Annotated in this window: 23 protein-coding genes and 1 pseudogene; 13 read left to right on the top strand and 11 right to left on the bottom strand. The window is 48.6% G+C overall.

All coding sequences use genetic code 11. The features are described from left to right. Nucleotides 1-84 precede the first annotated feature (84 nt). From AMS66_RS16185 to AMS66_RS16170, 4 genes are read right to left on the bottom strand one after another with little or no spacing between them, the layout of a single operon-like run. Nucleotides 85-831, bottom strand: a complete 747-nt coding sequence (locus AMS66_RS16185; protein ID WP_053781779.1) for a class I SAM-dependent methyltransferase — start codon at nucleotides 829-831, stop codon at nucleotides 85-87. Then, nucleotides 818-2,371: a nucleotide sugar dehydrogenase gene (locus tag AMS66_RS16180; protein WP_236703446.1), complete on the bottom strand. Its 1,554-nt coding sequence runs from the start codon at nucleotides 2,369-2,371 to the stop codon at nucleotides 818-820. The genes AMS66_RS16185 and AMS66_RS16180 overlap by 14 nt, the downstream gene beginning before the upstream one ends. Nucleotides 2,372-2,396: 25 nt before the next feature. Continuing rightward, a complete protein-coding gene (locus tag AMS66_RS16175; protein ID WP_053781778.1) occupies nucleotides 2,397-3,386 on the bottom strand; it encodes a polysaccharide biosynthesis protein in 990 nt (329 codons plus the stop codon). A 17-nt stretch (nucleotides 3,387-3,403) separates the two neighbouring features. Then, nucleotides 3,404-4,093, bottom strand: coding sequence for a glycosyltransferase (locus AMS66_RS16170; RefSeq protein ID WP_053781777.1), 690 nt, complete (start codon nucleotides 4,091-4,093; stop codon nucleotides 3,404-3,406). Between the two features lie 355 nt (nucleotides 4,094-4,448). Here AMS66_RS16170 and AMS66_RS16165 point away from each other — a divergent pair, with 355 nt between their 5' ends. Continuing rightward, the gene (locus AMS66_RS16165; protein ID WP_053781776.1) at nucleotides 4,449-5,159 is read left to right on the top strand and encodes a GT-D fold domain-containing glycosyltransferase; all 711 of its coding nucleotides are present in this window, start codon (nucleotides 4,449-4,451) and stop codon (nucleotides 5,157-5,159) included. A gap of 220 nt (nucleotides 5,160-5,379) precedes the next feature. On the opposite strand, the gene AMS66_RS16160 is transcribed toward AMS66_RS16165, so the two are convergent. Next, nucleotides 5,380-5,796, bottom strand: a complete 417-nt coding sequence (locus AMS66_RS16160) for a hypothetical protein (RefSeq protein ID WP_053781775.1) — start codon at nucleotides 5,794-5,796, stop codon at nucleotides 5,380-5,382. A 189-nt stretch (nucleotides 5,797-5,985) separates the two neighbouring features. Here AMS66_RS16160 and AMS66_RS16155 point away from each other — a divergent pair, with 189 nt between their 5' ends. The 12 genes and pseudogenes from AMS66_RS16155 (at nucleotide 5,986) to AMS66_RS16100 (ending at nucleotide 15,812) form a co-directional block, all read left to right on the top strand. Then, a complete protein-coding gene (locus AMS66_RS16155) occupies nucleotides 5,986-7,119 on the top strand; it encodes an RluA family pseudouridine synthase (RefSeq protein WP_053781774.1) in 1,134 nt (377 codons plus the stop codon). Nucleotides 7,120-7,230: 111 nt separating this feature from the next. Continuing rightward, nucleotides 7,231-7,812, top strand: a complete 582-nt coding sequence (locus tag AMS66_RS16150; protein ID WP_181014128.1) for a DUF1273 domain-containing protein — start codon at nucleotides 7,231-7,233, stop codon at nucleotides 7,810-7,812. A gap of 176 nt (nucleotides 7,813-7,988) precedes the next feature. Continuing rightward, nucleotides 7,989-8,804 carry an adenosylmethionine decarboxylase gene (speD, locus tag AMS66_RS16145; protein ID WP_053781773.1) on the top strand — a complete coding sequence of 272 codons (816 nt, stop codon included), beginning with the start codon at nucleotides 7,989-7,991 and terminating at the stop codon, nucleotides 8,802-8,804. Between the two features lie 182 nt (nucleotides 8,805-8,986). Beyond that, entirely contained in the window at nucleotides 8,987-9,397 is a 411-nt protein-coding gene (gene flgB, locus AMS66_RS16140; protein WP_053781772.1) for a flagellar basal body rod protein FlgB, read from the top strand. Nucleotides 9,398-9,606: 209 nt separating this feature from the next. Beyond that, nucleotides 9,607-10,098, top strand: a pseudogene (locus tag AMS66_RS16135) (GNAT family N-acetyltransferase); the annotation flags it as partial. A 174-nt stretch (nucleotides 10,099-10,272) separates the two neighbouring features. Beyond that, nucleotides 10,273-10,701, top strand: a complete 429-nt coding sequence (locus tag AMS66_RS16130) for an NUDIX domain-containing protein (RefSeq protein ID WP_236703445.1) — start codon at nucleotides 10,273-10,275, stop codon at nucleotides 10,699-10,701. A 229-nt stretch (nucleotides 10,702-10,930) separates the two neighbouring features. Beyond that, nucleotides 10,931-11,446, top strand: a complete 516-nt coding sequence (locus AMS66_RS16125; protein WP_053781771.1) for an RNA polymerase sigma factor — start codon at nucleotides 10,931-10,933, stop codon at nucleotides 11,444-11,446. Continuing rightward, entirely contained in the window at nucleotides 11,443-12,762 is a 1,320-nt protein-coding gene (locus AMS66_RS16120) for a DUF4179 domain-containing protein (protein ID WP_053781770.1), read from the top strand. The genes AMS66_RS16125 and AMS66_RS16120 overlap by 4 nt, the downstream gene beginning before the upstream one ends. A 112-nt stretch (nucleotides 12,763-12,874) precedes the next feature. Then, nucleotides 12,875-13,918: a S66 family peptidase gene (locus tag AMS66_RS16115; RefSeq protein WP_053781769.1), complete on the top strand. Its 1,044-nt coding sequence runs from the start codon at nucleotides 12,875-12,877 to the stop codon at nucleotides 13,916-13,918. 64 nt (nucleotides 13,919-13,982) lie between these two features. Further along, nucleotides 13,983-14,288, top strand: a complete 306-nt coding sequence (locus AMS66_RS16110; RefSeq protein ID WP_053781768.1) for a hypothetical protein — start codon at nucleotides 13,983-13,985, stop codon at nucleotides 14,286-14,288. Between the two features lie 360 nt (nucleotides 14,289-14,648). Continuing rightward, nucleotides 14,649-15,344: a threonine/serine exporter family protein gene (locus tag AMS66_RS16105; protein WP_236703443.1), complete on the top strand. Its 696-nt coding sequence runs from the start codon at nucleotides 14,649-14,651 to the stop codon at nucleotides 15,342-15,344. Nucleotides 15,345-15,362: 18 nt separating this feature from the next. Beyond that, nucleotides 15,363-15,812 carry a threonine/serine exporter family protein gene (locus AMS66_RS16100; protein WP_053781767.1) on the top strand — a complete coding sequence of 150 codons (450 nt, stop codon included), beginning with the start codon at nucleotides 15,363-15,365 and terminating at the stop codon, nucleotides 15,810-15,812. A 229-nt stretch (nucleotides 15,813-16,041) separates the two neighbouring features. Here AMS66_RS16100 and AMS66_RS16095 read toward each other — a convergent pair whose 3' ends face one another. From AMS66_RS16095 to AMS66_RS16070, 6 genes are all read right to left on the bottom strand, one after another. Beyond that, the gene (locus AMS66_RS16095) at nucleotides 16,042-17,904 is read right to left on the bottom strand and encodes a transglycosylase domain-containing protein (RefSeq protein WP_053781766.1); all 1,863 of its coding nucleotides are present in this window, start codon (nucleotides 17,902-17,904) and stop codon (nucleotides 16,042-16,044) included. Next, a complete protein-coding gene (locus AMS66_RS16090) occupies nucleotides 17,898-18,623 on the bottom strand; it encodes a hypothetical protein (RefSeq protein WP_144424509.1) in 726 nt (241 codons plus the stop codon). The genes AMS66_RS16095 and AMS66_RS16090 overlap by 7 nt, the downstream gene beginning before the upstream one ends. 167 nt (nucleotides 18,624-18,790) lie before the next feature. After that, a complete protein-coding gene (locus tag AMS66_RS16085; protein WP_053781764.1) occupies nucleotides 18,791-19,927 on the bottom strand; it encodes a sensor histidine kinase in 1,137 nt (378 codons plus the stop codon). A gap of 54 nt (nucleotides 19,928-19,981) precedes the next feature. Next, nucleotides 19,982-20,704, bottom strand: a complete 723-nt coding sequence (locus tag AMS66_RS16080) for a response regulator transcription factor (protein ID WP_407944548.1) — start codon at nucleotides 20,702-20,704, stop codon at nucleotides 19,982-19,984. Nucleotides 20,705-21,044: 340 nt separating this feature from the next. Continuing rightward, nucleotides 21,045-21,512, bottom strand: coding sequence for a DinB family protein (locus AMS66_RS16075; RefSeq protein WP_236703435.1), 468 nt, complete (start codon nucleotides 21,510-21,512; stop codon nucleotides 21,045-21,047). A 173-nt stretch (nucleotides 21,513-21,685) separates the two neighbouring features. Beyond that, nucleotides 21,686-22,630, bottom strand: a complete 945-nt coding sequence (locus AMS66_RS16070; RefSeq protein WP_053781762.1) for a DUF1963 domain-containing protein — start codon at nucleotides 22,628-22,630, stop codon at nucleotides 21,686-21,688. Between the last annotated feature and the right edge of the window lie 138 nt (nucleotides 22,631-22,768).

Genomic DNA, 22,768 nt, shown 5'->3' with positions numbered 1-22,768 from the left:
TCTACTTATCTACTTGTCTCCTTGCCTTCCTGGCTTTACCCTGACCTTCACCCTCAAGCTTCAACTTCATCCAGCTACCATCCGCTACCCTTCCCCAGTCTCCTGACGACGCAGACGTTTAACCTGCTCCACTGCATTATCCAGCGCCTTTTTGCGTTGATTCATCAGGCGAAGGTGATTCTGTTCCACCGCTGCAAAATGTACGTGATCCAGCTTCATCCACTCCGTGAGTTGGCTTGCGGTGGGTGAGACATGCAGCTGGGTTTCCCGCCGCCTGCGTGCCACGCAACATAGATATTTATGATGAACTTCCAGCTTCAATACTTCAAAATACGGCATCAGGCACATCGCCAGGTTTCCGGCGTAGAATGTCTGCTTGTGATCGTAGAAGGGATGATACCCGTAAGGAACCGTGACAACCAGCGTCCCTTTTTCGTGTAAAAGGCGACGAATGTGCATCAACAATGTCTCGGGATGGGCAAAATGCTCCAGCACTTCCCCCAGCAGCACCGTATCGAACGGTGTTCTGCCTTTCCACTGGGTAATGTCCAGCATGCGAAAATCCACTTTGTCTTGAACCGGCTTCGACTCCTTCGCCAGCTCCTGCTTTGCATATCGAATGCTCTCTTCTTCCAGATCAATCCCGGTCACCCGAAAGCCTTCCCGTGCCAGCAGAATGGAGGTAATGCCCTGGCTGCATCCAATATCCAGAATACGCTGACCTGTCGCTTCCCTACACATCCAGTGAATACGAGTACGTGTCGCTTCGTGTGACTCTTCCGAATTGATCTCGCCATAATAACGCTCGCTTACCCGGTCATGATTCGCCATGGCTGCCTCCAGAATTTTCGTGCGAATGTTTGAGGTGAGGTTCAGTGTTTGCCTCAATCTGATCTGTCAGTCCCTGCACATCCCCATGCACCGTCTGATCCACTCGCATGTTCTTATGAATTTGCATGTCATGTACTCCCTTCACACCTTGCACTACATTCACATCCGGCCGAATCGGTTGTCCAAGCACTACGATATTTCCACCAACACATCCGGCAGTGGCATTGCGGGTATCGAAGATCAGTTTGGCATGATCCGCCATTTCCTGATAATCGAAGCCTGTATGATCCGTCGTAATAATCACCATATCAGCCCCTGCCCATAAGTCGGGGGATGCGGGTTCAGCTTGGGGAAACGTACCATCATCCTTGCGGAAGACAGATACCATCGGGTCGGTGAAGACCACATTTGCCCCCGCTGCATCCAGAAGCCTGAAGACATCCAGCGCTGGAGATTCACGCAGATCGTCGATATCTTTTTTATAAGCCATACCCGCCAGCACAATCCGTGCTCCCTGCATCGACGAGCCATTCTGTTCGAGAAGCTGTGCGGCACGCTTCACCACTTTTTCCGGCATTTGCCGATTGGTCGCATCCGCAAGCGTAATGAATTTCAGCTCCGATCCCTGACGGCCTGCAGCCCATGATAGATAGATCGGATCAATTGGAATACAGTGTCCACCAATGCCCGGACCCGGATAGAACGGCATATAGCCGAACGGCTTCGTCGCCGCAGCGTCCAGCACCTCCCAAATGTTCACGCCCATTTGCTCACACGCAGGTGTCAGTTCGTTCACGAGCGCGATGTTCACGCTGCGAAATGTGTTTTCGAACAACTTTGCCGTCTCCGCCACTGTCGTTGAACTAACGGGAACGATTTCGTTCAGGAACGAACCGTAGAATGCTTTTCCATAAGACAGACAGGACGGCGTAGAGCCGCCAATGATCTTCGGTGTGTTTTTCACGCCGTAATGCACACTTCCGGGATCTACCCGCTCTGGAGAATAACAGACATGGAACTGCTGCCCTACTTTCCACCCTTTCGCGGCCTCAATCGGCTGCTTTACACGTTCCTCGGTGGTACCGGGATACGTAGTACTCTCCAATATGACAAGGCAGTCCTCCCGAAGATAAGGCGTTATGCCATCCACCGCTGCAGCGATAAATGAAATGTCCGGCTGATGCTCCGGGGTCAAAGGCGTAGGCACACAGATGACAATGACATCGGCCTGCGCCACTGCTGCATAATCCGTCCCCGCCATGAACAACCCAGCCTGATCAAGAGATTGCACCACCTTATCCTCAATGCCAATCACATACGATTTTCCTGCACGCAGCTTAGCCACCTTCGCCAAATCGATATCAATCCCTTGCACCTGATACCCAGCCTGGGCCATCTCCACTGCCATCGGCAACCCGACATACCCGAGACCAATAACGGCGGCGTTGAGAGAGCGGTTGTTTATTTTTTGAAGTTTGGCATTTCCCTGATTGATCATCGTAACGTCGTCATGCTTGCTGTCCTCTTCCATTCCTTCCACCTCCAAACGGTCCGCCTCCCTTCTATTAATAGATAAAGCCGCCTGCACGCAAAAATTGGGCAATTGCGGAACGATTCATCATCGCGCTGTCTGAACGATACTCGGAAAAGGTCACCCGAGGCAGACCACTATACGGATCTGTCAGGCGCTTGTCCGGTTCCTGTGGCAAAATCACATAATATTGTTCGTCATATTTGTAGGTACGTGGTGCCTCGAATGGAGAAATGAGTACTTCATGCAATTTTTCGCCCGGACGAATCCCGGTTACTTTATAATCGTGAGCCGGACGACCTGCCTGTTCCAGCATGACCGAAGCCAGAGCCGTCATCTTGCAGGCCTTCATTTTCATTACAAATGTCTCGCCGCCGACCGCTGCCTCAGCCGCCTTCAGCAACAAATGAATGGCCTCCGTCCGTGTCAGGAAAAAGCGGGTCATGCCTTTGTCCGTAATGGTCAGGCTCTTGCCTTCATCAATCTGACGACGGAACAATGGAACGACACTTCCGCTGGTTCCAAGCACATTGCCCCCGCGAATACAGACAAAACGCGTAGACTCGCTCAGTCCATTGGCACGGATCATCATCTTTTCACCCAAGGCCTTGGTCATGCCATAAACGTTAATCGGATCTACCGCCTTGTCGGTGGACACGTCAATGACTTTGGCCACCTGCATACGAATCGCAGCGCGAATAATATTCTGCGTGCCGATGACGTTGGTCTTGAACGCTTCATCCGGCTGATCCTCGCATACCGGAACATGCTTCAGTGCAGCCAGATGGAAGAGAACGTGCACTCCGCGACAGGCTTCCTCCACTGCCCGATAATCGCGAATGTCCCCAATGACAAAACGCAAACGCGTATCATGACCGAAATCCCGCTGCATCGTAATCTGGGCGTACTCATTACGCGAGAGAATCCGAATCTCGGCCGGATTCTGCTCCAGCAGTACCTCGGTCAGCTTTTGTCCCCAGGAGCCGGTTCCTCCAGTGATCAGAATCGTTTGTCCTTGAATCATGGTGAATCCCTCCTTGTTCATATCATGAATTCGCGTAATACCGCAGCCATCTCTTCCCGGTTTAACCGATCTTTCGGCGGTACTTTTTTAATGGAAGTATTGCTGGAATGCACGATGTTCACGTAATTACGCGGAGCCAGCAGCTCATGCGGCAGCTCAATGACATTGCCATGTGTTCCCCGGCCCGGCAGCTTCACTCGGTATCCCGCAGCGTACTCTGCCGTTTTATATAGGTAGACATAGAATTGCGGGGAACGGTGAAACGCTGGCGCCATCTCATGATTCACGCTGTCCCACAGGTATCCATTCTGGTTAATGAGTGCCATCGTTCCCGGCTGTGGCTGCACATCATAGAGCTGCTGAACAAACGTTTTGTGATACAGATCATCCGAATCCAGTCGGGCAATATAGATATCCTCTGCTCCCTCGGCAAAAGCCAGAATGGCACGCACACTTTCGATATTTGTTCCAAAACGTATATTGGAAGGCAGCGGCTCCTGTTCAGCCAGAATCTCTTGCATCAGTTCCCCTGATTCCTTGGACAGCTTCAACACGGCCAGGAAATCCTGATTCGTCTGGGCCTTAAGGCAATGCAGGGTGAATCTACGAAAAATCCCCACTCGGCGCCCCAGCCACTCCCTCGTCAAGCGCTGCGGGTCCATTCCGTAATTGTTGAAGTTAATCTCAATAACCACTTTTCTGGACATACCCTTCCTCCTCATTCATTCTGTGATTTTCTTTCACTTCAATCAGACTGTTTTCATAGTCTTTACAGCCCATTCCACACCAAAAACGGCCCCTGTCTGCCCGAAGATGCCATACAGAAGCTCTATTCAATCCAGCCGACTCTATAATGTATGAAAAAATAATAGAACCGGTCCGGACACTTGCACAGGTTATTCCATAAATCAGCTTTTACATAAGCCCGTCAGCGCTCACCTGTCCCGGAAGGAGATTGATATATACCCGAAGGTGCGCCCTGCGGGTCGAATGCACAATACGTTGCCGAAGCCGCGACATAGAATAGAGCAATTGAATTTTCAAAGGGGGCCTTATACCAGAATGAATGCAATCTATCTTGAAATGGATGGTGTGCTGGATCAACTTGAAGCCGCGGTGAGGGAGCAGCGTCCTTTCTCTCTGGTTCGTGTGGGCGATGGGGAGAATATCGTCATGTCCCAGGAAACGGTCTGGACCACGGAACAGGTTCTGCAGGAGAGATGGGCCATCAAGGCTAATCTGGGGCAAAAAGGACTGCGCCTACCCAATCTGCAGCTCCGGGATGAGGTTGCCGCTTCCTTGCAACGCGCGGATATCGTAGGCGTTCTTCCACACGGGGACAGCACCATCAAAGCCCCGGAGCATCTCAAAAGACAGCTGACCGACATCATGTTCGCACATTTCGGCATCTCTCCGGCACTGACTTGCCATGCCTGTGTCAATCGTGAACTCGCACAGGTGCCACGCTTCTGGAATATGCTTGCTGGCAAGCGTATACTGCTCGTTACCCGCGAGATTGAGCAGCTGCGGGCCATGCTCGTTCAGGAGCCATATCATCTGGATATTACAGCTGCGCTGCCCTTCGACAACTGGGATCAGATGCAGGAAACACTGCAATGGATTCAAACGAATCAGGATACCTTCGATATCGCTCTTTTCTCCTGTGGCGTGAACGCGGTTGTACTTGCGGAGCGGACAGCGGCACTTGCGGGCAAAGTCGCCATCGACTTCGGCAAAGCCAACAACATTATTTTGAAAGGCCGCGCCAACTAGTTTGTAACAGTGGATATTACAACAAAAATCCCGGACTCCTCGGAGCCGGGATTTTGTTCTGGTTTGTTTTCTCTTATCTCTTTTCACCGTAAGACTTGAGAGTCTTGTTAGCACAAAAACGTGAAGATACCAATCCTTTCACGACTTCTTCTGCTGTGGTTAGCAAGCTCTGTTCATCTTAAGATGCCATATATAACACTCTTCCTGTTGAACCTTCTGTTCACAGGAACCAATTGCTGGCTGCAATACCATAGAACATTTCGGGTCCGGTTCGCACCGATGTGGATACCCCTGAAATAAACGAGGTATACACACTTTCCAATGCAGGCGGTGCGGACAGATCCTGTGCAGTGAACGAATGAAATTCAGCGCCACCGTTCTGACCTACCGTACCTTCAGCGCGATAGATCACAAAGAACGGATCGTAAACACTCCCCCGTACAAGCTCAACAACGAACGTATCCCCCACTTCTCCGGTAACGCCAACCGTGCCATTCAAGGTGATAATGGGGTTTGGGATACCAAGGGTCTGGAGACCAATGGAGCCGAACACTTCCGGCGATGGGCCCAGAGACACATTGGGCTGTCCAACCGTTCCCGAGTTCATCGAACTTCTCATATCAAGAAACACACCCATGAGTAACACCTCCAATGCTATGGGATACGTTATTCTATGAATCTCGACTCTCTTTGGATTGGATGGGTAACAGATTCTCTCCACCTATTTTTATTTGACCCCGGTTAATGGTATATTGGACTGCATAACGAAATGAACGGATCGTATGCACACAAGCGGTACAGGCTGTTCAGAAGGAGATTACTATTTATGAATAAACGCAAACGCCCAACAGGCAATACATCGGCCAAGGGGAAAGCATCTACAGGTTCGTCCACAGCGCGGTCCGGTCGATCCACTATCACTTCCGCCAAATCATCAGGACCTTCCGCATCACGCAATACAGGAACGGCGAAAAAACCAGTAGCCGCCAAATCCTCCGCGGCTCCCAAGAAAGCCGGAGCACCCAAACCCAAAGCAGCCAAACGCTCGGGCAATTCCTATTATCGTAAGCAAGAACCACCGCGCCCTTACAAAGTAACCGAACCGGATGAGCTGCTCAACTTCTTGCTGAAACATCTGAAGTTCGGCCGGAATGCGGTCAAATCCATTCTGGGTCGCGGACAGGTATCCGTCGATCAGAAAGTCGTTACCAAGTTTAATCTGGAGCTGAAGCCAGGTCAGATCGTAACGATCAGCAGAGAAGGCGCCGTTGCCGCTCCTTCCTTGACGGGGATTAACATTTTGCATGAAGACGATGATATCATTGTCATTCGTAAGGAAGCCGGACTGTTATCCATTGCTGCTGACAAAAGTGATGATCTTACCGCTTATCGCCAGCTGACCGAGCATGTTCGCCGTACCAACGCGCTGAACCGGATATTTATTGTCCATCGTCTGGACCGCGACACTTCAGGTGTCATGATGTTCGCCAAGAGTGAAGAAGTGCAGCAGAAGCTGCAGGACAACTGGAAAGAAAATGTACAGGAACGTTTGTATGTTGCCCTCGTGGAAGGCGCCGTTGCGAAGGAAGAGGGCACCATTTCCTCATGGCTGAAAGAAACCAAGACGCTCAAAATGTATTCCAGTTCTCGCCCGAATGATGGACAGCATGCTATTACACACTACAAACGCCTGCAGTCGAACCGTGAGTTCTCCCTGTTGGAAGTCCGTCTGGAAACGGGACGCAAAAACCAGATTCGTGTGCATATGGAAGATCTGGGCCATCCCATTGCAGGAGACAAAAAATACGGTGCACAAACCAAAACACTTGGACGCCTCGGACTGCATGCACGGGTACTCTCGTTCATTCATCCAACGTCGGGTGAGCTGATGAAATTTGAGACCGATATTCCAAAGCAGTTCCTCTATCCATTCCGTACGGATGCTCCGCCAGCGAACTAACGGAATGATTCAAAGAACAGGCATCGCTGACTCAGCGATTTCAGCCGATTCTGGACAAGCCTCGGTGCCGGAACTGGCCGACGGCCTGACCACGCCTGAAAGGAGGAACCGATGCTGAAAAACGTGTTGATTACCGGTTATCGTGCACATGAACTACAGATTTTTGGACAGAAGCATGAGGGAATTCCTTTCATTAAAAAGGCCATCTCCTCACGTCTTACGCCTCTGGTCGAAGACGGGCTGGAGTGGGTGCTGACGCCAGGCCAATACGGTGTAGACCTGTGGGCCTGCGAAGTGGTGCTTGAGCTGAAGAAGACGTTCCCGGATCTGAAGCTATCGATCATTACCGCTTTTCAGAATCCCGAGGAACAATGGAAGGAAGACAAACAGGAGTATTATCGCTCCATCCTGCAAGGTGTGGACTATTATGGTGCGATTAGTCATCAGCCGTATATCGGCCCGTGGCAATTCACTGCACGGGATGATTTGCTGCTGCGCAAAAGCGATGGTCTTCTGCTCGTCTATGATGAAGATGCCGGGGAAGGCAGTCCCCGTTTTATAAAGGAAAAAGCGGTCAAAAAACAGCAAAATGAAGATTATACTATCATCAGCGTCACCTCGGAGGATATCCAGTCGGTTGCCGAGGATGAACGGATGAACGATGTGGGTACTTATGACGATTCTTCATTTTGAAAGATGAAACGCTTCAACTTCGGATAAGGTACGGATGATTGATTGATCATTGCACTTTGTGTAGCGGCTAAGTCGTTCAGGAAATCGTACATATGTTTTTTTTGGCAGCAGGTTGGGTATAAGTAGTAGTAAAACTGCGATTACCATGTCGTATGGGACAAAGGGGAACTGCAACCATGACCTTAACGCCAGAGCAGCGAATTCAACTGCATGGATTCAACAACCTGACCAAGTCGCTGAGTTTCAATATGTACGATATCTGTTACACGAAAACCAAAGATGAACGCGAAGCTTACATTGAATATATTGATGAACAGTATAATGCGGCCCGGCTGAGCAAAATCCTTAATAACGTGTCTGATATTATCGGCGCCCATGTGCTGAATGTCGCCCAACAGGACTATGTTCCCCAGGGTGCAAGTGTGACGATGCTTGTTTCGGAAGGCCCCATTGTGGAGATCCCCGAAGAATCCTTCGACGAATCTCCCGGCCCCCTGCCCGATAATGTCGTCATGCAGCTCGACAAAAGCCATATTACCGTTCATACGTATCCCGAATTCCACCCGAGTGAAGGCATCAGCACGTTCCGGGCAGACATTGACGTCTCTACCTGCGGTGAAATCTCGCCGCTAAAGGCACTGAACTATCTGATCCACTCGTTCGATACGGATATCATGACGATGGATTACCGGGTACGGGGTTTTACACGGGATACGAGCGGACGCAAGCTATTTATTGATCATGAGATCGGTTCGATTCAGAATTACATTCCGGATGAGATCAAGAGCAGCTTCGATATGATTGACGTGAACGTGTATCAGGAGAACATTTTTCACACCAAGTGCAAGTTGAGGGAATTCGACCTCGATAACTATCTGTTTGGTTATACCAAAGATAAACTGAGCAAGGCCGAGCAACAGGAAATTACGGAGTGGTTGAAGCTGGAGATGGACGAGATTTATTATGGCAAGAATATCAATCGTCCTTCTTAATGGCTAATTCGTGAAGACTGATTCATAAGGACTGGGACAAGGATAAGATCTCATGAAGGCAGGATTTCTTAACGGGAAACCTCCGGCGTGCGCTTGTCCTTTTCTTTTGCCTAACTTGACAGGCAGTAGCGCAATTTTTTATGATGAAAGCAATTGCATTTCCATTGAAGGAGACTGAGCCGTTGATTGAAACGAACACTTCCAGACGCAATGAATCTCTGTTACAAGCGCTGAACGTACAGCACCAGGTTACCACTGAAAATATTGCCAATGCAGACACACCCAATTACAAAAAAAAATCGGTGGAGTTTGAGGAAGAGCTTAGACGTATCATTGAGAATGGCAAAACAGACAATTTGGACTTGAAGCGGACTCATGAAAAACACTTTCCGATCAGTAACCCCAATGCCTCAATCGTTAACTACCAGATTGTCGAGAACAACGAAACAGCCATGAATAATAACAACAATAACGTTGACATTGACAAGGAAATGGCGAAACTTTCGGAGAATCAGCTTATGTATAACTACATGGTTGATCGGGTAAGCGGGCATTACAAGAAAATGAAAAACCTGTTGCAGGATATGAAATAATGAATGGTAGAGCAGCCCTTCGGCTGCTTTTTGTTATGTCTAATATTCGGAAATATCCAGATGATCTATATTAACCATATTTAGTGTCGCTTTTCTTTTCCTAATCAGAAGGATCAACTCCCTGGGTATGTCCTTTTTCGGTATCCTCTCCCTTTCGTAGTATAATGAAATAAAATGATTGATTTCATATCAAATAAAAGAGGTGCAACATGGCTCCACGTCATTTAAATGCTTTTCAAGGCTCCAAAGTCCGATTGGCTGCTCCTTGCCCGGAAGACTGCATGCGGCTCAGCCGCTTCACTGATAGTTATGATTACTTGCGTAATCTGGATACCGATATTGCTGTTCCGCTAACGCCGGATGAGACGGGGTCATCCGCAGTTCGGAGAGACAATGGCTTTGAATTTGCACTACGTACACTGGAGGACAACCGGTTTATTGGCTTTACGGCCCTCTACCGAATTGAATGGAATAACCGCTCTGCACGCCTGGCCATTGGCATTGGTGATGACAAAGATCGTGGTCAAGGTTATGGCAGTGACGCTCTTGCCCTGATTATTCGTTATGGATTCCATGAATTGAATCTGAACCGGATTGCGCTGGAAGTCATTGAATACAATGAAGCTGCCAGACGTGCGTATCTGAAGGCCGGATTCAGGGAGGAAGGTCGCCAGCGCTCTGCCGTTCTGCGGGATGGCACGCATTATGATCTGATTTCGATGAGTATTCTTGCGGAAGAATGGTCAATGCAGACCAAGCTTCCGTTGGCGTTTCAGTCCACTCATGTCCAGGGAGCTAAACAGACGGAAGATCACTCAGACTCACGACAGCTCAGTGCCGAACAATCTGCGTTGTCCGTCTCACAAGCCAAGGTCATAGCGGATGCTTCTGTTCAACCTCGCATCGGTGTTGGGGCGGTTATCCTCAACGAGCGCAATGAAGTCCTTTTGGTTTGGCGGAATCGTCAGCCTGAACAATATAGCTGGAGTATCCCTGGAGGCAAAGTCGACCCTTACGAATCGCTGGAAACGGCGATCATTCGGGAAATTAAGGAAGAAGTCGACCTCGATATTGCCATCGAGGGATTACTCTGCACGGCCGAAACCATTCGTCCGGAACAGGAAGAACATTGGATATCCGTCCTCTATTTCACGCGGGTCATCCGCGGTATTGCCCGCAATCTGGAGGAAGGCGGTGCTATTGGCGAGATCGGCTGGTTCCCACTGAACGATCTTCCCTCTCCGCTAGCGAGTTTTACCGTGCCTGGCCTACAAGCCATAAAGCAACTCTATTCCCAAGATTGAGTGTGGAAACCGTGATTTAGGATGACGAAACTTCAATAAAGTTCATAACAACCGCCGAATTCCTGTCACTAAGACAAAGAGGAGCTTGGCGGTTGTTTTCGATTTTCTGCGCAAATTCCTTCTTTGTGGTAGTCTCAGTACGTGTATACATAATTTTTCCAAAATTTAAGAACCGTTTGGTCCTTTCCACGGTCTAATACGCAACAACATCCATGAAAGGAGGAGCCATGTGACCCCTGCTCAACTAACTATCGCTGCACAGAAAGGGGATGCCGAGGCTTTTGCAGCCTTAATGGAGATGCATCAGAGCCGACTGTACCGGATCGCTTATGCCTATCTGCACAATGAGGGCGATGCGCTGGAAGCGATACAGGAGACTACCTTTAGAGCGTACCGTAAACTCCAAAAACTAAAAGAGCCTTCCTATTTCGCCACCTGGGTAATCCGCATTCTGCTGAACTACTGTGCGGACGAACGCAAACGCAAGAGCCGTTTCAGCCACGTCACCGAGATTCATGAACCCAGTGGCTGGGACCGGCCCGAAGACCCCGATCTTGCTGCAGCCGTCACTGGGCTGGACCGAAATTGCAAGCAGATTATCATTCTGAGTTATTTCGAAGGTTTCTCCTTGACGGAGGTCGCTGATATTCTGGAAATCCCTACCGGGACCGTAAAATCCCGACTGCATCGGGCGCTCGGACAGCTCCGGGATCAACTTGAAACGAAAGGAGATGCATCATCATGAACGATGAAATGAAATCATTTGAAGGTCTAGAACAGCGTCTGGATGCTCGTAAAACGGATTACGACGCCATACCTGTACCCGACGCCGGAGCATATCAGGCTGTACAAGCCGGAATCCGTCAGGCCACGCGCAAACGCAAATCGCGGCTGCGCTGGTATATGAGTTCCATCTCGGCAGCCGCGATTATCCTCGTGTTTACGGGATGTATCCGCGTCTCTCCCGCCTTTGCGTCCTTTGTGGAGCAACTACCTGGCATGGAAGGTATCGTCAGCATGATTCGCCAGGATAAGGGGTTAATGATGGCCATCGATCAGTCCCTCTTGCAAAAGGTCGGTGTGACCGATGAGCATGATGAGGCTTCAATGACCGTGGACAGCATCATTACAGACGAATCACGTATGGTCATTTTTTACACGATGAAAGGCATGAAAGATCTGGATAAGGGCGAGTATGATATCGATTTACTTGATAGAGATGGAAAAAAGCTGCCTGTTGCGTTTAGCTATTCCTCTCCTAAGCCTGCTTCAGAAAATGGCGTTTATGAGGATAAAATCGATGTCTCATTCGTAGAATCTTTACCACCACAAGAGCTGACCGTTGTATTTAAGGAACGAGGTAAGGAAGCGGCTAAAAAGTGGAAGGTCACTTTTCCAGTGGATCGCAGTTTAACGAAAGGTATGAAAAAAGTCATCCCCGTAAACCAAACAATGACCGTGGACGGGCAGCGTATTCATGTAAAACAGGCCGTTCTGCATCCCACTCGCCTTGTACTTGATATAGAATATGATCGGAACAACACCAAAAAAATCTTCGGAATTCGTGATCTACATTTAGTGGATGAGCAAGGCCGAGCATGGCGAACGGATTCTTCTTCCATCTCGGGCTCTGGGAGTTCCGTCTTTTTCGAAAGTATGTACTTCTCCACTCCGAAAAAACTGACGTTGCAGGGGTCTGGCCTTGCAGCGCTGGATAAGGATGAACTGGTTATCAGCATCGATCCTTCTTCAGGTGAAATACAAGGTGGCCCATCGAGCTTAAAATTCCTAAAAAGCACGGTCCAGGGCAAAGATCTGGTCATCGAGTTTTCAATCGCAAACTCTCAAGATGCCACTTCCGGGCTATCATTTACCAATATCGAGGACAGTAAGGGAAAGCAACTGGATATTAAGGAAATAGGCTGGAGTCCTTCCGTCTCTGAAGCAAGGGTTGTCATTAAAAATGGAGCCGCAGCTAAAGGAAATCTAACCATGGAAATATTCTCTTACCCTGATCAAAGTCGTGCACCGTTCTCTATTGAAATTCCTGTGACTCCCTAAAAGAAAGATGAGCAGTCATAATAGCAAGCCACATGAAGGAATCATGCACTATAATGGAAACATCATACATCTACATTAAATCGATATGTTCAGAGGAAAGGATGTTTCCACAATGAATAACCGTTCAATCCGTTACCCACAACCACTCGCTCCGGGAAATACCATTGGGGTGGCTGCGCCATCCAGCGGTGTGGGTGAATCATTGAATCATTACCTTGAAGAGAGCAGGCACAACATGGAGCGCCTTGGTTTTGGTGTTCAGGAGAGCCCCTTTCTACGGCATAACGCCAAATGTGTAAGTTCATCCAAGGAGGACCGCGCTGCCGAGATCAATGCATTTTCCCGCGATCCGAGGATTCAGGCTATCATTCCTCCGTGGGGTGGGGAGTTCCTTATGGATATCCTGCCCCTGCTGGATTGGGAAGCTTTGAAAACCTTGCCTCCCAAATGGGTCATGGGATATTCGGATATCAGTACCTTTTTATTCGCATACACCCTGATCACCGGAACGGCTTCGGCACATGGTACGAACTACGTGGATCTACGATCCAATGAACTCGACCCAGTGACCGCCCGCTGGATTGATGTATTGCAGACTGAGCACGGAGGGCAGATCACTCAATCTTCCTCCACCCACTATCAATCGGAATGGAAACCGGAGTTATCGAGGTTCAATCTGGATACCCCTTCACACTGGAAACAGCTGGGGCAGCCCCAAGGAGCCGACGCACAGGTTACGTTCTCAGGTCGGTTGATCGGCGGCTGTATGGATACAATCACTTGTCTGATCGGCACACCTTACGCACCTGTTGAAGCGTATCTCGATCAGTACTGTGCAGAAGAAGGAACCATCTGGTATCTGGAAAGCTGTGAGATGAATGCGGGTGATATCTACCGTCATCTGTGGCAAATGAGACAGGCTGGCTGGTTTGCTGGCGTTAAAGGCTTCATGTTCGGCCGACCTGCCGGGTATTCGGATACAGGAGATTTCAATTTCACCGATGCCCTAACCTCAGCGCTGGGGGATATGGATGTTCCCGTACTGTATGATGTGGATCTGGGACACATCCCGCCACAGTTAACCTTTGTGAATGGCGCGCTGGGCAAAGTAGCTTATGAAAATGGGCGCGGAAGCCTTGAGATGGCATTTGTGTAAACACCTTTTGTAGGCAGGTGCATACCTTGAAGTAAGAACTTATTTTGAGGAAGGGTTGTGCATCATGTCTGAATCCACATCCACACCATCCGCACGGGTCGTATACCAAGCCAATCAACCGATGCTCCAATCCGTACAAAGTGTACGGAATATGCTTCATCATACAGCCAGGCAGCACGTAGGCAAGAAGGTGCAAGTCCAGAATATCGATGGTCAGGTATGGGAAGGTGTCATTATCAGCGCAGATCGGGGAATTCTATATCTCCAGGTTACGCCGTTGCATGGATATCCTGAGCCGCGTGCCTTGTTTGGACCGACCATTTTGCCACTCGTACTGTATGAGCTGTTGGTCATTACGCTGTTGATGTAATTGTTTTTAATTTCTATCGAGCCTAAACCAAAAATCTTTGCTCCTGAGGCCCTTGGGTCCGGGAACGAAGATTTTTTGGTTTTGGGTGCCTAAGTCGTCATTTGGGCTTGAATGTATACATCAATCTCTGCAACCTGGATGACTTCCTGTCGTTCGTGCGGTATGTTTCCTTGCTAACGTGTGAAATATGATACAATGGTGTCGGCACCAAGCCTTATCTCATATGAACGGAGCTTGATCCGGTTGGAATATATTCCTCATGATCCTCCACCCGTGCCTCAGTCTGAGACGGAGCTGGTTGGGACAAATCATACTGAACAATCCCGTGTGATAGCGATCTGTCTATTGGCAGGCAAAATCATGCTGCAAAGCGGCGGTGAGACCTATCGTGTGGAAGATACGATGAAACGCATGGCTGCCGCGCTGGGCCTTCCCCATTCGCACAGTTACGTAGTGCCCACAGGCATCTTTTTCTCAGTTGATGCAACTGAACCTGCCAAGCTGATACGAATCTCCGAACGAACCACGGATTTGCATAAGGTATCTGAAGTGAATGCCGTTTCCCGGCGTATTGGACAAGGTGAATTGTCCGTTGAAGAAGCGTATGCGTTGTTACAACAAATTGAGGGACAGCCCTCCTCCTATTCTGCGGTTGTACGGCTTACGGCGGCGGCGTTATCCAGTGGGTGCTTTACCATTATGTTTGGTGGAGGCTGGGTCGACTTTCTCCCAGCGGTACTCTGCGGGGGAATTGGCTATGCAGCGGTCATTGCCTTCCATCGACTGGTACTCGTGAAGTTTTTTGCCGAGCTGACAGCCTCATTTGTCATTGGCCTGCTCGCCTTTTTGCTTGTCTATATGGGTGCGGGTCATGAACGGGACAAAATCATTATTGGCTCAGTCATGCCGCTGGTACCGGGGCTGCTGATTACCAATGCTGTGCGTGACCTGATGGCCGGGCATCTCGTGTCCGGGTTATCTAAGGGAGCCGAGGCGTTTCTGACGGCGTTTGCGATTGGTACCGGCATTGCTGTTGTTTTTTCACTTTTTACGTAAGACGGAGGAGTGCAGGTTATGCTTCATTTTATTGAACAAGCCCTGACCAGCTTTGTTGCTTCGGCCACATTCGGCATCATTTTCAATGCCCCACGGCGCATGCTGCTTCACGGTGGATTTGTCGGCATGATCGGCTGGATCATCTATATTGTGCTCGAATATGCAGCAGATGCTGTTCCTGCCACACTGGCAGCGACCATCGCGGTAGGTGTCATCAGCCAGCTGTTCTCCCGCATGTTTCACGCACCCGTCATTATCTTTAGCGTGGCTGGCATCATTCCGCTCGTTCCTGGTGGACTGGCGTATAATGCTATGCGTAATTTTGTGCAAAATGACTACGGTGCTGCCATGGAGATGGCTGCCAAGGCACTCATGTTATCCGGTGCCATCGCGATCGGACTTGTATTGTCCGAGGTGTTGAACCAGATGATTCGTCGGTTACCCGAATCGTTGCGAACGAAATCCTAACAGTAGATGTATATAATATCACGAAGCGATAAAGGCCCGTGGGAGACAGGGTAAACACTGTCCTTCACGGGTCTTCCATATTTTATCACATGTTGAATCGGGATTATCTCATTTGCAGTGGTCTCATCGTTGCATCCATTTGTTCGATAACTGTACGATCCATAAAACAGAACTCCCCCATGTCTGTTGGGAAATCATTATCCATTTTTATACAGTAAACCATTCTCTTTTATGGCAAAGCACGCTTCATAACCGACGCAAATAAATCCGCCGCCACACCACTTCCTGATCTCATATAATGATCTGCATCCGTACGATCAAATCCCATCCAGACTGCTGCCGTCCACGTGCCGGTATATCCCACGAACCACAGATCCCGATTGGCTTCCTTGCTTACACCAGGTAATGCAGCCTGCGTTGTTCCTGTCTTTCCCGCTACCTTATGCTGACTCAGCTGTGCTCTACTGCCTGTTCCCTGACTGACCACATTTTGGAGCATACGGGTCATAGCCGTTGCCGTGCTGGTGGAGATCACCTGTTTATTCTCTGGCTTAAAAGTATAGATTGTCCGACCACGTAAATCCGTAATTTCACGAATCAGATGTGCCGTATTAAACTTGCCGTTATTGGCAAAGACGGCGTAAGCCTGAGCCATTTTCAGTGGGGATACCCCCTTATGCAAGCCACCCAAGGCAATCGACAGATTGAGATCCTCCTTGCCCAGTTCAATACCCAATCGATCAGCAAATTGATGTGCGCGTCCCAGCCCTGTCTCATGCAGCAGCCATACGGCCGGAGCATTGATGGAATGTTCAATGGCTTGTGACATCGTAACTGTACCTCTGTAACGCCCACCCAGATTGCTCGGTTGATAACTCCCATATTTCATGCGTTGATCAGGCAATATACTCTCCGGCTTAAACCGCCCGGATTCCAATGCGGGTCCATATGCAATAATGGGCTTGAATGCAGAACCAGGTTGCCTGGCATCTGTAATCGCCCGGTTGATGCCTCCTTTAACAGGATCACGTCCGCCCATCATCGCTTTGACCTCACCGTTATGTTGGTCCATGATGACCATACTCGCCTGCACTTGCTCATCCTTACGATCATCGGTGAACCTGGAAGATTCGCCGAATGCATGCTCCATCGCAAGCTGCGCTTGATCATCCAACCCCGTACGAATGGTCCAGCCTGCGGATTGAATCTCTGCTACACTTTTGCCTGTGAGGCGAGAAGCCTCCTCAATCACCGCATCCGAGGCAGACACGTAGGCAGGCACTGGCGAGCCTGGAGTCGATGAAGAGGTTGTATCTTGCGGTGTATAGTCCACACTTCGCGCTTCCTCCATTTGTCCCTTAGTAATAATTCCTTGCTCATGCATGATGCCAAGAACCACAGAACGCCTCTCTTTGGACAGATCTTCCCGATCCACCGGATTGTATATGGAAGGTCCCTTCGGAATTCCGGCGAGCGCAGCCATTTGCCAGATCTCCAGCTGATGTAAATCCTTAATCCCGAAGTAGCGCCACGCCGCCGCTTTAACCCCGTACTGCTGACGTCCCATATAAATATGATTCAGATACAGCTCCAAGAGCTCATCCTTGCTAAATCTCTTTTCCATCGCCATGGCAATCGACATCTCATTCACCTTGCGAACCAGCGTTTTATCTCCGTTCAAGTACAGATTTCTGGCCAGTTGCTGTGTGATGGAGCTGCCTCCCTGACTCAGGTTCATATGTAAAACATCCTGCACAACCGCCCTGCCAATCCCGATAAAATCCAGTCCGTCATGATTATAAAAACGTCGATCTTCCGTAGCCAGAAACGCCTGCTTTAACAGATCGGGCATGTCCTTCAAATCGGCATATTCCATATATCCCTTGGTTTGTACTTGTAATCTCGAGATTTCTGTTCCGTCGGCATTCATAATGATGGTGGAAGAGGCCAGTGATATGGCCCCAGGATGATTGCGAAGTACACCTTCGCCGTAAGCAACCAGATAGATATAGCCACACGCAAGCAAAATAACGATCACTACAGATGCATCAAATATGTGATAGATTCCCCGCCTTATGCTGGATCTCAACATTCAGGCTCCCTGAATACATGTGGAATGGAACCAGAATGTTCCTGTGGCTTCATTTCCATGGAATCCAGAGCAAGTTCCAGCCTTAACGTCTGTTCATACGCCAGCCTGACCCAGTGCTGAATCTCTGCTTCATCATGACAGCGTCCCTCCATAATCGTATCCAGCGAGGAACGAACACCATAGAGAGTCAGTTTAATCGGCAGGTCGGTACTTAAGCGGCCCGATTGTGATCCATCCAACTCTTCTTGAATACGTTGCTTTCCGAACCAATCTTCACCTCTCACCTCTCTATCTATCCATTCATGGTCTGAACTGTTTAACCGCTCTGCTTGTATACGTACGGCAACTTCATTCAAATCGGCAGCAATCTGCCGCAGTTCCCCGCCGTTCATCACTTCAATCTGTGCTGGAATTCGGCCATGTGCCAGTTCATGAGTTCCACGACCAATCACCTTGAGGTCATCTGCAATCTTCTGCGATCGAATCCAAAAAAATAAGGCAAACAAACCACCCCCGATGAATATAACCAAAGGCGTTGTACCGATATGGTTTATCACCCAATACATAACGCGAGTTATCCCTGTTGTCTCAGACAGGAGATGATGGTGGGCAAAACGTAACATATGATAAACGACAAATAGGAGCGCTGCGCTAAGTAACGCGCTTGCTCCGCAGATATATATGTATCTCAGTCTGACTGTACGTAATAATAATCTCATATTCGGCATCCTCCTCAATTTTACAGCTCATGTGTACGATTGAGGTTAAGAATACCGAGTATTTCTTAATGAGGAAGTGGGTAACTTCTTATCATTTTCTTAATTAAGCAATTGCATATATGTTGAACCAAGCAAGATCTAATACATCGGACGAGAATTCTGCCCGGTTACCGTTCCGCTTGATCTCTGTTCATCGGAGCAGCAGTTACAGGGAAACGCGTAACAAAATCGGTTCGGCCCTGTTCACTGTAGGCAGCTATACTTCCTTGATGTAATTCTATCATTGACTTGGCAATAGCCAGCCCCAGTCCGGTGCCGCCCGTATCACGAGATCGGGACTTGTCCACCCGGTAGAATCGATCAAATAAATGTGGCAAATCTTGTGCCGGAATCGGTTCACCGTAATTGCTGATGCGCACCACGGCTTCTTCACCTTCCAGAGACAACGCGATCTCCATCACTTTCCCCTGTGCCCCGTAACGGATTGCGTTACTGAACAGGTTCTCATATGCACGAACAAGCTCCCCAGGAGCGGCCTGAATCCATAAAGGTTCTTGTCCACCGATGATCTTGTATGTCATGCCCGCCTCTTCCAGCATCGGAGCAAACTCTTCCGCAAGCTGCATCAGAAACGGGCTGAGGTTCAGGGAAGTCAATGACAAGGGCAAGCTCCCGCCACTGACACGGGTATATTCGAACAAATCGTCGATCAGCTTCCTTAATGTCAAGGATTTTTCGTACGCAATGCTCACGTAATAGCGCATCTCAATTTCATCCTGATACCGATCCTTCTCTATGTACTCCAAAAATCCGAGAATGGAGGTAAGTGGTGTCCTCAAATCATGAGAAATGCCTGTAATCAAATCATTCTTGGCAGCGACCGCACTACGCTCCTCCTGCAATGACAGCTGCAATTGTTCAGCCATCTGATTAATGCTGGCAGCGACAACGCCAAATTCATCCGATGTCTTTACCTCGATCCGATGAGACAGTTCTCCTTTGGCAACCTCCTGAATTCCCGCCGTAATCTCATCCAGAACCAGCATCAACCTACGCGTAAACAGGAAAAAGAACAGCACAAAGCCAAGTATGCCAACTATAATCATTAATGGCAACGACCCAATATTATTCACCAGCCACCTGATGCCCCTTGCAGGGAGTGAATAATCAGGATAGGTCTGAGCTTTCAGAATGAATCGTACAACTTTGCTGCCCCCATACAAAATAGCCGCTGTCAAAATGCCACTCAGCAAAAATGCGTAGATAAATTTCCAGCGGACTGTGTTAATTAATTTTGAATTCATCTCGGAACTCCCTGCTCACGCTCTGTATCCAATTAACCTTGTAGACGCACGTGCTTATTGTGGTTTGATCATCTTATACCCAACACCCCATACCGTCTGTATGAACTTGGGATGTTTGCTGTCGAGTTCGATTTTCTCTCGAATCTTGCGGATATGCACCATGACTGTGTTATTGGACTCCATAAATTCCTCTTTCCAGACCTGTCTGTAGATCTGCTCCATACTCAGCACAGAGCCTTGATGGCGCGCCAGCAGCTCCAGAACGGCGAATTCACGGGGAGTCAGACGAACAGGCTGCTCATCCACCCAGACCTCATGGGTATCGGTATTGATGACCAGATCGTCAATCACCCATTCATGCTCCTTGTTCTCCCGGCCTTCATTGAAAGTATGGTACCTGCGTAGCTGTGACTTTGCCCGTGCCACAAGTTCAAGCGGGTTAAACGGCTTGGTCACATAATCATCAGCACCGATGCTCAGCCCTGTGATTTTATCCATATCCATGCTTTTGGCGGACAGCATAATGATCGGCATTTTCTGCTCTTCCCGAATTTTCATACATGCTTCGATTCCGTCCATATTCGGCATCATGACATCCAGAATAATCAGGTCAATCGACTCTTTCTTCAATTGCTTAAGCGCCTCGATCCCATCACTCGCTGTCAGAACCCGATACCCTTCATTGCCAAAATAAATCTCCATCAGTTTAATAATATCCTGCTCATCATCCACAAGCAGAATGGTTGCTGGCTGTGCCACGGCATTATTCCTTTCCATTCCCTGAATCATTGCTTGATCAAAGTATACCACTAGAAAATGGATCTGCGAAAATCATCGTGCTCGGAAAAAGGGTAAAAACGTTATATTTCCAGTATACTGAATACCCTTTCATAATGGGTTCAATTATCGTAACCCGATACAGTTTCGAATATGTTCAGTCTATTTCTCTCAACCTATGTAGTATTGTTACCTTCCATTTGGTAATCCCTATCAGTAAAGTATAGTATCGTCGATCTAATCCCGATTTAACCGTTGCTTGTTGCGGATAACAGGCTCTATGTATTCTATCTAATCTTGTTTCTATTCAAGCAAAATCTCGTATTATGGATCTTTTTTTCTATTCAAACAGTGCCACTTTGGGCTCTATACCAGTCAGCGTCAGCATCGTATGCAGTTGGCCCCTGTGGTGATACACATGCCCCATAATCTCAAGCAACCACTCCAGACGACTGTACGAAGCTCCCCAATAGGAGTCAGTCACCTGTAATAATTCCTCCGTATTAAATTGTCTGTATCGATGGTAGAGGTACATCTGATTCGCAATAAGAGCTCCCTTGATCTCACTGAGCGTATTCGGCTGATTTTCCTCGTAAAACAAAGCCATCTCCTCTTCGGAAGCGCCCTCCGAAATATGTACATCTGCACGACAAATGATGGATAGATGAGAAAGCAATTCTCCAACCGGCCGTTTGCCTTCGATCGGAGTTAAAGCCAAGTCCTGCTCCGATAGTTGATCACATAAATTGATTAATGATGTCACTGCTACATCAATATGTTTAAATGCGGATTGAATCAACAGAAACACTCCCTTTTTATCCCATTATACAGAACGTACGATCGCTAATCAATCCATATATTCCCCCTTTATATATAAACCAGCTATGTCCATAATCCAACAATGACGAACAAAAAAGTCCCTCCTCCCTCTATAGACGGAATTTGGGACATTTTGTTGCTTTTATGATAACAAACATGGACTTAACTTGAATATAATGAACAATACGTTTGATCGAATCGTCCCGCGAGCAAGTCAGCCTTGCGAATGAAAAATTGCAGCTCTCCACAGTCCCACCATTGAAAACCGATAGCATCATGTGTATCAATTTTCAATAGAAGCAGTGTATCCGAAAGCTCTTGTTTTGTCCGTTCCTCATCTCCGCCATAATGAGCAGTCAGCTTCTTTTCACACGCCTGCTCGTCATAAGTATACTCTTCACCAAGTACGATCTGTAACAGCGCCTGATGTTCTGCATCCGGATGTTGACCGTCAGGATATCCAAACATGCCACCCCAGTTCTGTGTACTCGGATGATTCCAGCTGGACTCGAATTCGAGGTATCGGTCATATAGGCCTTCCTCCCCTTCGACGGCTACTTTCCCACCAGATAGCGGGGCAGCGAGCGCATTCAGAGCCAGCGAATCGATGTACGCATATGTAGGAAACTCAAGGTTAGGCAGCACCGTTACCGAATGTGCTACAAAATCGTCCTGATTCAGCGCAGTTTCGCCCGCAGGCTCTCGCCTTGTCAGGTTATGAGCGTCCGGCTCGTAAATCACACGATGCTCAATATGATAAGCAGGCTCATCCACACCAATGAAAAAGTATAACATGCCCCGTTCGGGCAAATTCCCGCGCCCATCATTTGGCGTATATGGCGTCAAATCCACAAGATTCAACTGGGCCAGGAAAGTCATGGGTACTCCATCCTGTGTCAAAGGCCATTTCATGTTCTCCGGCAGATCCGGATCTCCACCTACACGTGAATTTCCTGTTCTGCGATACTCATCCACTGTCGATACATCAAGGCGAATTCCCCAACGGCTTGAAGATAACAGCAGATCCGCAGCATTACCCAATCCATATTCCTCAAGTGTTTTCCGAGCTTTTCTGGTCAGACGTTCACATTGTTCAGGTTTAATCATACAGATCCTCCCCTTCTGACAATACATCTATGGTGAGACATATTCAGGTTCACACCTCTATATTCTTCCGTTGCCTCTTCTTTCCCTGCTTCTAGCAAAAAAAGAGACTGACATTCGCTGTCAGCCTCCTTCCTTATG

It is taken from the genome of Paenibacillus xylanivorans (assembly GCF_001280595.1).
GTDB lineage: Bacteria > Bacillota > Bacilli > Paenibacillales > Paenibacillaceae > Paenibacillus > Paenibacillus xylanivorans.
The sequence above is the reverse complement of the archived record's forward strand: the minus strand, read 5'-3'. Positions and strand labels throughout refer to the sequence as shown.